12 protein-coding genes are annotated in these 14,681 nt (G+C 64.2%); 8 read left to right on the forward strand and 4 right to left on the reverse strand.

Features of this window, described 5'->3' with window-relative positions; translation table 11 throughout:
* The first annotated feature begins 2 nt into the window (after nt 1-2).
* The 8 genes from tmk (at nt 3) to C7G42_RS20140 (ending at nt 8,526) form a co-directional block, all read left to right on the forward strand.
* The gene (gene tmk / locus C7G42_RS20105; protein ID WP_106950697.1) at nt 3-689 is read left to right on the forward strand and encodes a dTMP kinase; all 687 of its coding nucleotides are present in this window, start codon (nt 3-5) and stop codon (nt 687-689) included.
* Nucleotides 686-1,732, forward strand: a complete 1,047-nt coding sequence (locus C7G42_RS20110; protein ID WP_106950698.1) for a DNA polymerase III subunit delta' — start codon at nt 686-688, stop codon at nt 1,730-1,732. Before tmk ends, C7G42_RS20110 begins: the two co-directional genes overlap by 4 nt.
* A 111-nt stretch (nt 1,733-1,843) precedes the next feature.
* Nucleotides 1,844-3,847: a methionine--tRNA ligase gene (metG, locus tag C7G42_RS20115; RefSeq protein ID WP_106950699.1), complete on the forward strand. Its 2,004-nt coding sequence runs from the start codon at nt 1,844-1,846 to the stop codon at nt 3,845-3,847.
* A gap of 12 nt (nt 3,848-3,859) precedes the next feature.
* Nucleotides 3,860-4,636, forward strand: a complete 777-nt coding sequence (locus C7G42_RS20120) for a TatD family hydrolase (RefSeq protein ID WP_106950700.1) — start codon at nt 3,860-3,862, stop codon at nt 4,634-4,636.
* A 13-nt stretch (nt 4,637-4,649) separates the two neighbouring features.
* Nucleotides 4,650-5,447, forward strand: coding sequence for an MBL fold metallo-hydrolase (locus tag C7G42_RS20125; protein ID WP_106950701.1), 798 nt, complete (start codon nt 4,650-4,652; stop codon nt 5,445-5,447).
* A 205-nt stretch (nt 5,448-5,652) separates the two neighbouring features.
* A complete protein-coding gene (locus tag C7G42_RS20130) occupies nt 5,653-6,201 on the forward strand; it encodes a TRAP transporter small permease (protein WP_199581060.1) in 549 nt (182 codons plus the stop codon).
* A 2-nt stretch (nt 6,202-6,203) separates the two neighbouring features.
* Nucleotides 6,204-7,517: a TRAP transporter large permease gene (locus C7G42_RS20135; RefSeq protein WP_106950703.1), complete on the forward strand. Its 1,314-nt coding sequence runs from the start codon at nt 6,204-6,206 to the stop codon at nt 7,515-7,517.
* A 31-nt stretch (nt 7,518-7,548) separates the two neighbouring features.
* On the forward strand, nt 7,549-8,526 hold the full coding sequence (locus C7G42_RS20140) for a TRAP transporter substrate-binding protein (protein WP_106950704.1): 978 nt from the start codon (nt 7,549-7,551) through the stop codon (nt 8,524-8,526).
* Nucleotides 8,527-8,581: 55 nt separating this feature from the next.
* Here C7G42_RS20140 and C7G42_RS20145 read toward each other — a convergent pair whose 3' ends face one another.
* The 4 genes from C7G42_RS20145 to C7G42_RS20160 form a co-directional block, all read right to left on the reverse strand.
* Nucleotides 8,582-10,231, reverse strand: coding sequence for an acyl-CoA synthetase (locus C7G42_RS20145; protein WP_199581018.1), 1,650 nt, complete (start codon nt 10,229-10,231; stop codon nt 8,582-8,584).
* Between the two features lie 21 nt (nt 10,232-10,252).
* Nucleotides 10,253-12,142 (reverse strand): TRAP transporter large permease, encoded by a 1,890-nt coding sequence (locus C7G42_RS20150; protein ID WP_106950706.1) that lies wholly within the window; start codon nt 12,140-12,142, stop codon nt 10,253-10,255.
* Between the two features lie 15 nt (nt 12,143-12,157).
* A complete protein-coding gene (locus tag C7G42_RS20155; RefSeq protein WP_106950707.1) occupies nt 12,158-13,189 on the reverse strand; it encodes a TRAP transporter substrate-binding protein in 1,032 nt (343 codons plus the stop codon).
* A 457-nt stretch (nt 13,190-13,646) separates the two neighbouring features.
* Nucleotides 13,647-14,522 (reverse strand): ferritin-like domain-containing protein, encoded by an 876-nt coding sequence (locus C7G42_RS20160; RefSeq protein WP_106950708.1) that lies wholly within the window; start codon nt 14,520-14,522, stop codon nt 13,647-13,649.
* Nucleotides 14,523-14,681: the final 159 nt, after the last annotated feature.

Below are 14,681 nucleotides of genomic sequence, written 5' to 3' on the forward strand. Positions count from 1 at the left end.
TCATGACTGAGAGCGCGGGACAGCGGCCGTCCGGACGCGGACGCTTCATCACCTTTGAAGGCGGCGAGGGTACGGGCAAGTCGACCCAGATCAAGAAGCTTGCCGACCGTCTCAAGGCGGCAAAGTTGCGCATCCGCGTCACGCGGGAGCCGGGCGGCTCGCCGGGTGCGGAGATCATGCGTCATCTGGTGTTGTCGGGCATGGGCAGGCTGCTCGGTCCCGAGGCGGAGACGCTGCTGTTTGCCGCCGCGCGCGATGACCATGTCCGCACCGTTATCCTGCCCGCGCTCAACCAGGGCACTTGGGTGCTGTGCGACCGCTTCGCCGACTCGACGCGGGCCTATCAGGGCAGCCTCGGCCAAGTGCCTGAGGGCCTGATCAACGCGATGCAGCGGGTCACGATCGGCGATCTCAAGCCGGACCTCACTATCATCCTCGATCTGCCGGTCGAGATCGGCCTGCAGCGCGCCGCCACCCGCCGCGGCAGCGCCACGCCCGACCGGTTCGAGGGCGAGAAGCTCGGTTTTCACCAAGGCTTGCGCGAGGCGTATCGCAAGATTGCCGCGGACGATCCGGCGCGCTGCGTGCTGATCGACGCCAATTCCGACCCTGACACGGTCGCAGGCCGAGTCTGGACGGTGCTGCGCGACCGTCTGCTTCCCACACCAGCCTCGGTGGTCTCCGCATGAGTCCGCGTCAGACCGAGCGTGAAAGCGCCATTCCGCATCCGCGTGAGACATCGAAGCTGTTCGGCCATCGCGAGGCCGAGAGCGCGCTGCTGGCGGCCTATCGCAGCGGGCGGATTCCTCACGCCTGGCTGATCGGCGGGCCGCAAGGCATCGGCAAGGCGACGCTGGCCTATCGCATTGCGCGCTTCGTGCTCGCCCATGGCCAACCGCTGGCGCCCGCCGTGCAGCGCGCCGAAGACCTCGCGATCGATCCTGATGACGCCGTGGCGCGGCAGGTGGCGGCCGGCTCGCATGGCGGCCTGTTGACGCTGGAGCGTACCGCCAACGACCGCGGCGTGATGCGCACCGTGATCACCGTGGACGAGACGCGCGAGACCATCGGCTTCTTCGGCTCGACTGCCGCGGCCGAAGGCTGGCGCGTCTGCGTCGTCGACACCGTCGACGAGCTCAATCCGAACGCGGCCAACGCGCTGCTGAAAATCCTCGAGGAACCGCCGCAGCAATCGCTGTTCCTGTTGGTAAGCCACGCGCCCGCACGCGTGCTCGCCACGATCCAGTCGCGCTGTCGCAAGCTCCGCCTGCGATCGCTGGCCACGAATGACGTGATCGGGGCGGCGGCTTCGGCGGCCGAGCTCGATCCGAACGATCCTGCGCTGCGCGAGGCCGCAGAGGCCTCCGAGGGCAGCGTTGCACGGGCGCTGACGCTGCTCGGCGGCGATGCGCTGAAGCTGCAGCAGCGCACGGCGGCGATGCTGGCGCGACTGCCGCAGGTCGATCCGCGCGAGCTGCACACGCTCGGCGATTCGCTTCCCACCAACGACCGCGTCGCGCTCGGCGCCTTCATCGACGGCATCGACCGCTGGATCGCGGAGCGCCTGCATGCGGACGACGCCAATGCCAACCAGAACCTGCCGCGCCTTGCGCGCCTAGCCGAGGTATGGGAAAAGATCGTCCGCGCCGCGCGCGACACCGAAACCTACAATCTGGAGCGCAAGCCCCTGGTTTTCTCGGTGTTCGGCTGGTTGGCGGACGCGACGCGCTGAAGCATGATCCGGTAAAGTGCAGAGCGGTTTTCCGAAACGATCATGCGCAAAGCAACGACCTGACGCAGGTTCGTTTCCAGATTTTTGAGAATCCGACAAAAGGAATTCGTCGTGGCAACGCGAGCTAAGAAAACCGGCAAGGGCAAGAAGAAGGCTGCGAAGAAAGCCGTCAAGAAAGCCGCGAAGAAGGCTGTGAAAGGGCTTGCGCGCAAAGCTGCCAAGACGGGCAAGAAGGCCGCTAAGGCGAAGAAGGCTGCCGTCAAGAAGGGCGTGAAGAAGAGCGCCGCGAAGACCGTAAAGAAGGCCAGCAAGCAGGCCGCCAAGAAGTCGGCCGTCGCCAAGAAGGCGGCGAAGAAAGCGGTCAAAAAGCCGGCGAAAGCTCCCGCGAAGAAAGTGGCCAGGAAGGCCAAGGTGACTGCGGCTGCAGTGATCGCCACGCCGGCCCCTGTCGCTGCCCCGCAGGGGGCTGTTAAGCCCAAAGTGTCGAAGCCCAAAGTGTCGAAGGCTGAGGTACAGCCTGCGCCGAAGCCTGTCGCAGCTCCGCAAGTCCGCGCACCCGTTGCCGCACCCGCGCGCGACAACGTCTTCTACATCACGACCGCCATCGCCTATCCCAACGGTGTCCCGCATATCGGCCATGCCTATGAGGCCATCGCGACCGACGTGCTGGCGCGCTTTGCGCGGCTCGACGGCAAGGACGTGTTCTTCCTGACCGGCACTGACGAGCACGGCCAGAAGATGGTGCAGACGGCCGCCGGCGAGAACATGTCCGTCTCGGCGCTCGCGACCCGCAATGCCGGTCGCTTCAAGGAGATGGACGAGCGTCTGAATGTGTCGTTCGACCGTTTCATCCGCACCACCGAGGAGCAGCATCATCGCTCCAGCCAGGAGATCTGGCGGCGGATGGAGGCCAACGGCGATATCTATGCCGACGTCTATGCCGGCTGGTATTCCGTGCGGGACGAGGCTTATTACGCCGAGGACGAGACGCGCTTAAACGATGAGGGCGTCCGGCTCGGCCCGCAGGGCACGCCGGTCGAATGGGTCGAGGAGAAGAGCTATTTCTTCCGCCTGTCGGCCTACCAGGACAAGCTGTTGCAGCTTTACGCGGATCAGCCCGACTTCATCGGGCCGGATTCCCGCAAGAACGAGGTGGTGAGCTTCGTCAAAGGCGGCCTGCGTGATCTCTCGATCTCGCGCACTACGTTCGATTGGGGCGTCAAGGTCCCCGGCGATGAAGAGCACGTGATGTATGTCTGGGTCGACGCGCTGACCAACTACATCACCGGCGTCGGTTTCCCCGACGAGAGCGACAAGAACTGGCGCTATTGGCCGGCCGATGTGCACATCATCGGCAAGGACATCATCCGTTTCCACGCAGTGTACTGGCCGGCATTCCTGCTGTCGGCGGGGATTCCGCTGCCGAAGCGGGTGTACGCCCACGGCTTCCTGTTCAGCCGGGGCGAGAAGATGTCGAAGTCGGTCGGCAACGTCGTCGATCCCTTCAACCTCGCCGACCAGTACGGCGTCGACCAGGTGCGCTATTTCTTCCTGCGCGAGGTGCCGTTCGGACAGGACGGCAATTACAACCACGAGGCCATCGTGGCGCGCATCAACGCCGACCTCGCCAACGATCTCGGCAACCTCGCGCAGCGTTCGCTGTCGATGATCGCAAAACAGTTCAGCGGCGTGCTGCCCGAGCCCGGCGCGTTCAGCGACAACGACAAGGCGATTTTGGCGATGGCCGACGGCATGGTCGCCGCGTCCCGCGCAGCCATGGCGACGCAGCAGATCCATCACTGGCTCAACGCCGTGTGGGCCGTGGTCGCGGAGGCCAACCGCTATTTCGCAGGCGAGGCGCCGTGGGCGCTCGCCAAGACCGATCCTGTCAGGCAGAAGACGGTGCTCTACGTCACCGCCGAAGTCGTACGCCAGATCGCGATCCTGGCGCAGCCCGCGATGCCGACCGCCTCGGGATTGCTGCTCGACAGCCTCGGCATTCCCGAGACCGAGCGCACTTTCGCGATGCTCGGTGGGGACAAGCGGATCGCGCCCGGCTCGACGCTGCCGGCGCCGACGCCGGCATTCCCGCGCTATGTCGAGCCGGCGGCCTAGGACCTTTGCGCGATGCTTGTCGACAGCCACTGCCATCTGGATTTTCCTGACTTTGCGGAAGATCTCGACGGGATCGTGTCGCGAGCGCGCGCGGCCGGCATCGGTCGCATGGTCACGATCTCCACTCGGGTGCGAAAGCTCAATCAGCTTCTGGCCATCGCTGAGCGCTACGACGACGTCTATTGCTCGGTCGGCACTCATCCGCACAACGCGGATGAGGAGGACGGCATTTCGCCGGACGAGCTTGTTGCGTTCACGGAGCATCCCAAGGTCGTCGCGCTCGGCGAAGCCGGGCTCGATTATTTCTACGACAATGGCTCGCCGGAGGCGCAGGCGAGGGGCTTTCGCGCCCACATTGCCGCCGCGCGCACCACCGGCCTGCCGTTGGTGATCCACACCCGCGAAGCCGACGCAGACTGCGCGCGCATCCTGGAAGAGGAGGCGGCCAAGGGATCGTTTCGCGCCGTGCTGCATTGTTACACCGGCAGGCGCGAGCTGGCGCTGAAGGCGGTGTCGCTCGGCCTCTATATTGGCTTCACGGGCATCCTGACCTTCAAGAAATCGGAGACCTTGCGGGCGCTGGCGGCCGAATTGCCGTCCGATCGCATCCTGGTCGAAACGGACTCGCCTTATCTTGCGCCCGGCAAATTCCGGGGTAAACGCAACGAGCCCGCTTATGTGGTCGAGGTGGCGAAAGTGCTGGCCGAGACGCGCGGCGTATCGTTTGACGAGATCTCGCGCCAGACCAGCGAAAACTTCTTCCGCCTGTTTTCCAAGGTGAAGGCATAGGACTGGGAGCCACATGACGCTGACGCTGACGATCCTGGGCTGCGGCTCTTCCGCTGGCGTGCCTCGCCCGGCACTGGGCTGGGGTGCCTGCGATCCCAGCAATCCAAAGAACCGCCGTCGCCGCTGCTCGCTGCTGGTCGAACGGACGTCCGAGCACGGCACCACGCGCATCGTGATCGACACCTCGCCGGACCTGCGCGAGCAATTGCTCGCGACCAATGTCGATCACATCGACGCGGTATTTCTGACCCATGAGCACGCCGACCAGACCCACGGCATGGATGATCTGCGTTCGGTCGTGATGCACATGCGCCGTCGTATCCCGACCTATTTCAACCAGTCGACGGCCAAGGACATCCTGTCGCGGTTCTCCTATTGCTTCATCTCGCCGGAGGGCAGCGACTATCCGCCGATCCTGACCCGGCATTCGATCGAGGCGGGCGAAAGCCAGACCGTTCTGGGGAAAGGCGGCGCCGTCACGATGACGGCCTTTCTGGTGCAGCACGGCAACATCCCCGCGCTCGGCTACCGCATCGGGGACGCAGCCTACACACCCGATCTCAACGACATCCCGCGCGAGAGCTGGGGTGCGCTGGAAAACCTCGATCTCTGGATCGTCGACGGCCTGCGCTACACCAACCATGTCAGCCATTTCAGCATCAACGACGCGCTGTCCTGGATCGAGCGGTTCAAGCCGAAGCGTGCGGTCATCACCAACATGACGGCCGACGTCGATTACGAGGTCATCCGGCAATCGCTCCCCGCAGGCGTCGTGCCCGCTTTTGACGGGCTGCGGCTGGAGACGCACTGAACCTGCGGTAGAAATTCCGCCGCCGGCAGGCATAGTCCTTGCTTGCATCGGCTGCATCATGTTGATCTAACGTCTGAAAGACAGGCGTTGGGCAAGGGCGGTAGGCAGGATCGGTGACGAGCGATATTGATCGCCGGGTCGGCTGACCGCCTCTTATGAGGATGGGGATTGCGTGGCAGGGGACGACGTAACGACGGGAGGACCGCTGCGCCGCGCGCTGGATCTGCTTTATCTCGGGGCAGGCTACGCTGCCGGCATCTTCATGGTTGCGATCTTTGCAATCATGATGGCGATGTCGGTCGGACGCCAATTTGCGATCAACATTCCCGCCGGTGATGATTTCGCATCCTGGTGCATGGCCGCGATGGCTTTCCTCGGTCTTGCACACACCTTCAAGCGCGGAGAGATGATCCGCGTCGGCCTGCTGCTGGAGCGTCTGCACGGACGCACCAAGCAGATCGCGGAGATCGTGGCGCTCGGTATTGCCACCGCCTTCATCCTCTATTTCACCCGCTACGCGGTGCAGATGACCTACGATTCCTGGCGCTTCAACGATGTGGCGCAGGGCGTCGTCCCGCTTCCGCTCTGGATCCCGCAGCTCGGCTTCGCCGGCGGTCTTGCGATCCTGTCGATCGCCCTCATCGATGAAATGGTCGGGGTCGTCGGCGGCAAGCGGCCGACCTACGAAAAGGGCTCACCGGACGAGACCCCGGAAGAGTTCGTCGAGCGCATCTCGCAGGGCGGCGGAGGTTGACCATGGCCAATCTCGGCATGATCGAGCTGTCGTTCGTCCTGCTCGGCGTCATGATCCTGCTGCTGGGAAGCGGCGTCTGGATCGCGGTCTCGCTGGGCCTCGTCGGCTTCGTGGCGATGGCGCTGACGACCAGTCTGCCGCTCGGCGCCGTGCTCGCGACGACGACCTGGAGCGCCAGTTCGTCCTGGACGCTGGCGGCGCTGCCGCTGTTCATCTGGATGGGCGAGATCCTCTTCCGCACCAAATTGTCGGAGGAAATGTTCCGGGGCCTGTCGCCCTGGGTTCAGTGGCTGCCCGGGCGTCTGACCCATGTGAACGTGATCGGTTGCGGCATCTTCGCGGCGGTCTCGGGCTCTTCAGCGGCGACCTGTGCGACCATCGGCAAGATCGCGCTGCCCGAGCTCGACAAGCGCGGCTACGACAAGGGCCTGAGCCTGGGATCGCTTGCGGGCTCAGGCACGCTCGGCCTCCTGATCCCGCCGTCGATCCCGATGGTGGTCTACGCCGTCACGGCGAATGTCTCGGTGCTCCAGGTGTTCCTCGGCGGCTTCCTGCCGGGCGTGCTCGTGATGGTGCTCTATTCGGGCTACATCATCATCTGGTCGCTGCTCAATCCCAACAAGGTTCCGCCGCGCGATCCGCCGATGCCGTTCCGACAGAAGCTGCGCGAGTCGGCGCGGCTTGCGCCCTGCCTGCTGCTGATCCTGGCGGTGTTCCTTTCGCTCGTGCTCGGCTTTGCGACCGCCACGGAATGCGCAGCGTGGGGTGTTACGGGCGCGTTGCTGCTGGCGTGGTGGAGCGGCACGCTCACGCGCAAGAACTTCCTCGAGAGCATCATGAGCGCAACGCGCCTGACCTGCATGATCATGCTGATCCTGGCAGGCGCGGCGTACACCACGGCTGCGATGGCCTATACCGGCATTCCGGCGGCACTCGCCACCTGGGTCCAGGGGCAGCAGCTTACGCCGGGCATGCTCGCGCTGTATCTGAGCATCATGTACATCATCCTGGGCTGCCTGATCGACGGCATCTCGATGATCGTCCTGACCGCCGTCATCGTGCTGCCGATGGTCAGGCAGGCCGGTCTCGACCTGGTCTGGTTCGGCGTCTACCTCATCATCCACGTCGAGATGGCGCAGATCACGCCGCCGGTCGGATTCAATCTGTTCGTGCTGCAGAACATGAGCGGACGCGACACGTTCACGGTTGCGCGCGCGGCGTTTCCGTTCTTCGTCCTGCTGCTCGCCGCGGTGTTCATCATCACGGAGTATCCGCAGATCGTGATGTTCTTGCCCAAGCTCGCTTTCCCAGACTGAGCGTATTCAATCGAATGTGAGGAGAAGTCCGATGATATCTCGTTTATTCCGCGCGTCCTTGGCCGCGGGCATTATGGCGATTGCGACCCCCGCCTTGGCCCAGACCAAATGGAATCTGCCGGCGGCTTATCCGGCGGACAATCCGCACTCCGAAAATCTCGTCGCCTTCGCCAAGGACGTCGATGCCGCGACCTCCGGCAAGCTCCAGATCACGGTTCATCCCGGCGCCTCTCTGTTCAAGGCACCGGACATCAAGCGCGCGGTGATGACCGGGCAGGCGCAGATGGGCGAGGTGCTGCTCTCGATCCACGAGAACGAGGATCCGCTGTACGGCATCGACGTCGTCCCGTTCCTTGCGACCAGCTTCCCGGACGCGATGAAGCTGTATCAGGCCTCCAAGCCCGCGATCGCCAAGAAGCTCGATGCGCAGGGCCTCAAGCTGCTGTTCGTGGTGCCGTGGGCGCCGCAGGGGGTCTACGTCAACAAGCCGCTCGCCACGATCGAAGACATGAAGGGCCTGAAATGGCGGGCCTATAACGTCGGTACCGCACGCATCGGCGAACTGGTCGGCGCGCAGTCGGTCACGATCCAGGCTGCGGAACTGCCGCAGGCGCTCGCGACCGGCGTGGTGAATTCCTTCATGTCGTCGGGCGGCACGGGCTACGACGCGAAGGCGTGGGAGTCGCTGAAGTACTTCTATGACGTGCAGGCCTGGATTCCCAAGGACTACACCTTCGTCAACAAGGCCGCGTTCGACGCGCTCGACAAGCCGACCCAGGAGGCCATTCTCAAGGCGGCGGCAACGGCGGAGACCCGTGGCTGGAAGGCCTGGCAGGACAAGAGCACCTGGTACATCGATCAGCTCAAGGCTAAAGGCATGACGGTCGAGCCGCCGAGCCCGGCGTTGAAGGCCGGCTTCCAGAAGATCGGCGAACAACTCACGACCGACTGGCTCAAGAAGGCGGGGGCCGATGGCGAGGCCGTGGTCGACGCCTACAAGAAGATGTGAAACCATCGTCTTCCGCCCGCCATGCTCGTGCGGGCGGAAGACTTTCAGACGATGTTCAGGCCGTGATCGCTTTGGCTGATCCGACCTCGTTGCGCAGCAGGAATTTCTGGATCTTGCCCGTGGACGTTTTCGGGATGGGCCCGAACACGACGGCCTTCGGCGTCTTGAAGCCCGACATGTGGCTGCGGCAGAACGCGATGATGTCGGCTTCGCTGGCGGTCGCGCCGTCCTTCAGTTCGACGAAGGCGCAGGGCACTTCACCCCATTTCGGATCGGGCTTTGCCACCACGGCGGCGAAGAGCACGGCCGGGTGCTTGTAGAGGATGTCCTCGACCTCGACGGAGGAGATGTTCTCGCCGCCGGAGATGATGATGTCCTTGGAGCGGTCTTTGATGATGACGTAGCCGTGCTCGTCGAGCACGCCGAGATCGCCGGTGTGAAACCAGCCGCCTTCGAAAGCTTCCTTGGTCGCTTTCTCGTTCTTGAGATAACCCTTCATCACGATGTTGCCGCGGAACATGACCTCGCCGATGGTCTCGCCGTCGCGCGGCACCTGCCGCATGGTCTGCGGATCGATGACGGTGACGCCTTCCTCGAGCGGGTAGGGCACGCCCTGCCGGCGCTTCATGCGCGCGCGTTCGGCCGGCGGGAGCTCGTCCCAGCCGGGCTGCTCGGCGCAGACGGAGGCGGGGCCGTAGACCTCGGTCAGGCCGTACACGTGTGTCAGCTTGATGCCGATGCTCTCGGCGCCTTCGAGCACGGCGACCGGCGGCGCGGCGCCCGCGATCAGGCCGACGACGCGGCGCGCGGCGTTGCCCTTGGGCGCATCGGGGGCGTTGATCAGCACATTATACACGATCGGCGCACCGCACATGTGGGTGACGCCGTGTTGCTTGATCAGTTCGAAGATCCTGGTCGGCTCGACCTTGCGCAGGCAGACATTGATGCCGGCCGCGGCCGCGATGGTCCAGGGGAAGCACCAGCCGTTGCAATGGAACATCGGCAGCGTCCAGAGATAGACCGGATGCTGGCCGAGTTGGCCTGCAAGAATGTTGCTGACCGCGTTGAGATAGGCGCCGCGGTGATGGGTGACGACGCCCTTGGGATTTCCGGTCGTGCCCGAGGTGTAGCTCAGCGCGATCGCGTCCCATTCGTCGCTCGGCGTGATCGCCGCGAAATCGGAGTCGCCTTGCGCAACCGCCGCCTCATATTCGATCTCGCCGATGCGGCTGCCACCCTTGAACGATGCATCGTCGACATCGACCACCAAAGGCTTCGTGCCCGTCATCTGCGCCAGCGCATCGGTGATCACGCCCGAAAACTCGGGATCGACCAGGATGATCTTCGCGCCGCCGTGATCGAGCTGGAATGCGATCGAGGGCGCATCGAGGCGGATGTTGAGCGCGTTGAGCACGGCGCCGGTCATGGGCACGGCGAAATGCGCCTCGTTCATCGCCGGGATGTTCGGCAGCATCGCAGCCACGGTATCGCCGACGCCGATGCCCTTGCGCGCGAGCCAGGACGCAAAGCGCTTGCAGCGCTCATGGGTCTGCGCCCAGGTGAAGCTGCGGCCCTCATAGACCGTGCTGACATGATCGGGATAGACGGCGGCGCTGCGCGCGAGGAAGCTCAAGGGACTGAGCGGAACGTAATTGGCGGGCGTCTTGTCGAGACCGATATGGTACTGGTTTTGCCGCTCACTCATCGACACCCTCCGTCAAACGCCTCAAAGAAATCCGATCGAGATCCAGGGGAAGATTGCGACGATGATCAATCCCACCAGCAGCGCCAGAAGATAGCCCCAGATCGGGCGGATGCCCTCGGCCGGATCGACGCGTCCGATGGCGCAGGCCGCATAATAGCCGACGCCGAACGGCGGGGCGAATAGCCCAATACCCATGGCGAGAATGATCACCATGGCGTAGTGCACCTCGTGCACGCCGACGGCCCGGGCGATCGGAAACAGCAGCGGCCCGAACAGCACGATCGCCGGGATGCCCTCCAGCACGCTGCCGAGGACGGTGAAGGCCAGGATCGACACCGCGATGAAGGTCGCCGCTCCCCCCGGCAATCCGGTCATGGCCGCGGCCAGCGAGCGCGAGAAGCCGGATTGGGTCAGGCCCCAGGCCATACCGGTCGCCGTGCCGATGATCAGCAGGATGGCGCCGGACAGCGCCGCGGTCTCGACCAGCATCGGAAACAGCCGCGACCAGTCGAAGCGACGGTAGACGAGGAGGCCGACCAGGGCGCCATAGACGATGCCGATGGTGGAGACCTCGGTCGCCGTCGCGATGCCCTCGACCACGGCGTAGCGGATCACGAAGGGCAGCGCGAGCGCGGGTAGGGCGATGACGAAGGTCTTGCCGATCTGGCCGCCCGTGGCGCGGCGGACGTGGCTCATGTCCTCGTGGCGGTAGCGCCACCACACCAGCATGCAGAGCGTGATCGCGAGCACGACGCCGGGCAGGAGGCCGCCGGTGAACAGGGCGGCGATCGAGACGCCGGTGACCGAGCCGATCGTGATCAGCACGAGGCTCGGCGGAATGGTTTCGGTCTGGGCTCCGGTCGCTGCCAGAAGCGCGACGAGATCGCCGGGCTTGGCGCCGCGCTGTTTCATCTCCGGAAACAGCACGGGCGCGACGGCTGCCATGTCGGCGGCCTTGGCGCCTGATATGCCCGAGACCAGGTACATGGCGCCGACCAGCACGTAATGCAGGCCGCCGCGGACATGGCCGAGCAGGCTCGCGAGAAACGCCACCATGGCCCGCGCCATGCCGGTCATCTCGATCAAGAGGCCCAGGAACACGAACAGCGGCACCGAGAGCAGGATGAGGTGGCTCATGCCCTCGTCCATCCGACCGACCAGCACCATCACGGGCGTCCGCGTCGTCAGCGCGAGATAGCCGAAGATCGCAAGGCCAAAGCCGAACGCAATGGGAACCCCGGCGAAGACGCAGAAGCCGGCGACGCCGACGAAGAAGATGACGAGGTTGAGATTGCCGAGCGGCCGTAGCAACGGCTCCGCCAGCCAGAACAGGCCGATGATGACGGCAACCGTGACGACGGCCGCCGACACCGTCCGCCAATCCGCCGCGCGCAGCAGCCGCAGCAAGGCAAAGGCGGCCATCAGGCCAATGCCAACCGGCAGCGCGGCGGCGCGCCACATGTTCGAGATCTGCAGCGCCGGCGTGGTGATGTAGCTTTCTTCATAGGCGTAGTCGCAGGCCGGCCAGACGATCAGGACCAGGAATGCCAGCGCCGCAGTGGTCGCGACCAGATCGAGATAGGCCCGCATGGACGGCCTCGCGCTGGCGACGATCGCGGTCATACGCATGTGCTCGGAGCGGCGGAACGCAACCGCGGCGCCCAGCATCGCGAGCCACAGGAACAGGATCGAGGCGAGCTCGTCCGACCAGATCAGCGGCCGGTGCAGGCCGTAGCGCGCGACCACGCCGGCAAACAGGATCACGATCTCGGCGATGACCAGAATCGCCGCCGGGATTTCGACGGCGAGACCGAGCGCGCGCTCGAGCGAAGCCAGCACGGAAGGTCGGCGAGGGGACTGAAACGCCACCTCGCCCACCACTGCGGTCACCTCGACCTCGACATGAGCCATGATGGCCCCAACGGGTTACGACAGCTTGCCGACCGCCTTTTCCAGCAGGTCCCAGGCCTGGTCGCCATACTTGCCCTTCCACTCGGCATAGAAGCCGGCGGTCCGCAGCTTGTCGCGGAACGGCGCCACCGTGGGCTGATTGAAGGTCAGGCCCTTGGTCGCGAGCTCCTGCTGCAGACTGGCATTGAGCTTGGCGGTATCCTCACGCTCCTTGACGGCGGCGGCATTGATGTTCTTCGCGACGATCGTGCGCACGTCCTGCGGCAGCTTTTCCCAAGCGCGGCGGCTGGCCAGGAACCAGAAGCCGTCCCACATGTGGTTGGTCAGCGAGCAGTACTTTTGCACCTCGTAGAGCTTGGCAGTCGAGATGATCGCCAGCGGATTCTCCTGGCCCTCGACGATCTTGGTCTGCAGCGCCGAATAGACCTCGCTGAAATTGATCGAGGCGGGCGCCGCGTCGAACGCCTTGAACATCGAGGTCCACAGCGGTGAGACCGGCACGCGGATCTTGAAGCCCTTGAGGTCGTCCGGACCGGTGATCGGCTTGCTCGACGAAGTGGTCTGGCGGAAGCCGTTGTCCCAGATCTTGTCCATGACCTCTAGGCCGGCCTTCTTGATCTCGCCGCGGACATGGGCACCGAGGTCGCCGTCCATGGCCTTCCAGACCGTGTCATAGTCCGGGAACGCGAAGCCGATGCCGTTGATGGACGCCGCCGGCACCAAGGTCGACAGGATCAGGCCGGACAGAGTGAAGAACTCGACGCCGCCCGAGCGGATCTGGCTCAGCATGTCGGTGTCGGACCCGAGCTGGTTGTTCGGGAAGATCTGGAGGTCGAACTTGCCGTTGGTCTCGCTCTTGATCGCCGCCGCCATCTCCTTGGCACGGACGTTCATGGGATGGGTATCAGGCAGGTTATTGGCGTATTTGTAAGTGAACTCGGCGCTCTGGGCACGGGCCACATGGGGCGCACCGATGCCGCCCAGGACCGCGGTTGCGGCGGAGGCCTTGAGAAGCGAGCGTCGGGAAAAGCGCGTTGAAAAGACCATTGGTCTGCTTCCTCGGAAGTTTGTTGTTGTTCTGAGTCGCAAACCTATACGGACGGAAGCCCTGAAGGTCATCTGCGATCTCGCGAGGTCTCGCTTATTGCAGCCGGACAAGGTCACGGCAATATCGGCTTTCGGCGAGATGGACCGGCTGCAAAATTTGAAAAACAACCCCATGCACAGTAGCCGTCAAGCATCGGGGCGGAGTCGAGGCCCGGACTGAAATCACGCTTGGGCAAAGGTGCAGTGAGAGGTATTCCGCCTAAATAGCTGATCTTATTGTATATAAATATATTCCATAATATACCTTATGCGAATTACGGATTGAGCTATAGCCGCACGCGGCCCGTCAGTCAGATCTCACTTGAACTAGGCCCTATCGCCATTGTTGGCCACTGTGCCCGGCTGCGTGTCATGCGGCTCTGGAATGCGGGCAGCTCTGATTGTTGCCGTAAGCGCGTCAGTTCGGCGCAAGCGATCTCAGCCAGGCCAGTCTCGAGATTGCGCGCTCGGCCAGGTGCTGCAGGCTTTCGAGATGGGCCGCGTCGCTCGACCGGTCGGCGCCGTCGAGGTAGCCGTCGACCAGGGCTTCGGCGATCTCCAGTGGATCCTTTTGTTCCATCGACGCTGGAAAGCTGCCGAGCCCGGCGGCGGCGGCGGCCATCTCGATTGTCTGCTGGCGCATGTCCCGTGTCCGGACAGCGGCCGGCCCGGTCAGGCGTTGTTCGATGTCGCCAAGTTGCGCAACCAGGCGAAGCTCGAGCCGTTTGGCATCGATCTGCGGCGGCCGGGGCGTCGAGGTGTCGGCGCTGCTTCGGTCGTGCTCGTGATGATAGGCACGGCGCCTCTCCTTCCGCAGCGTGGCGACGTGGCCGAGTTCTTCCTTGGCCATTGCCTCGGACGCCTTCTTGACATCGGCGTCATCGGAATAGGCGGCGAGATAGGACCAGAACGCAAAGGCGCGCTCCTCATTACGGACCGCCATTGCAAGTGCGCGGTAAGGCGTCATCAGACGCGACGTTCTCACCTGGGCGGCAGCTTCGGGATCAAGCGTCTCCGGCGCCTCCCAGCGCACCAAGGCCGAATCCGGGTTCTTGCCGCGCCGCGATTGCGACCATCGCGTGACGCTGTCGACATGCTCGCGCTCGGCGGCCGCGAGCTTCGCGAACACGTCTGCAAGATCATCCTTGCCCTGCCCGCGCATCTCCTCGGCAAGAGCATCATACCTTTTGGCCGCCTCCTGCTCCATTGCATGCGCTAGCGCAAAGAGCTCGTCGAGAGACTTCAATACACCCGCGGGCTCAGCACTGAGTAATGAAGTGCGTAGGAATGGCATGCCAAGGGCTCCAGATGCAGAATTCTGTTTCAGTTACGTGCGGCTATAAATCTCACCAGCGGGGTTGACAGATTCAGTGGCACGCGATGAGTGTTGCACGTCAGCGGCGACAAATCATCGACGAAGAGTCTCAAAGCACGCGCGACCCGGTCGGTCGCG

Source organism: Bradyrhizobium sp. MOS003, from assembly GCF_003020125.1.
Classification (GTDB): domain Bacteria; phylum Pseudomonadota; class Alphaproteobacteria; order Rhizobiales; family Xanthobacteraceae; genus Bradyrhizobium.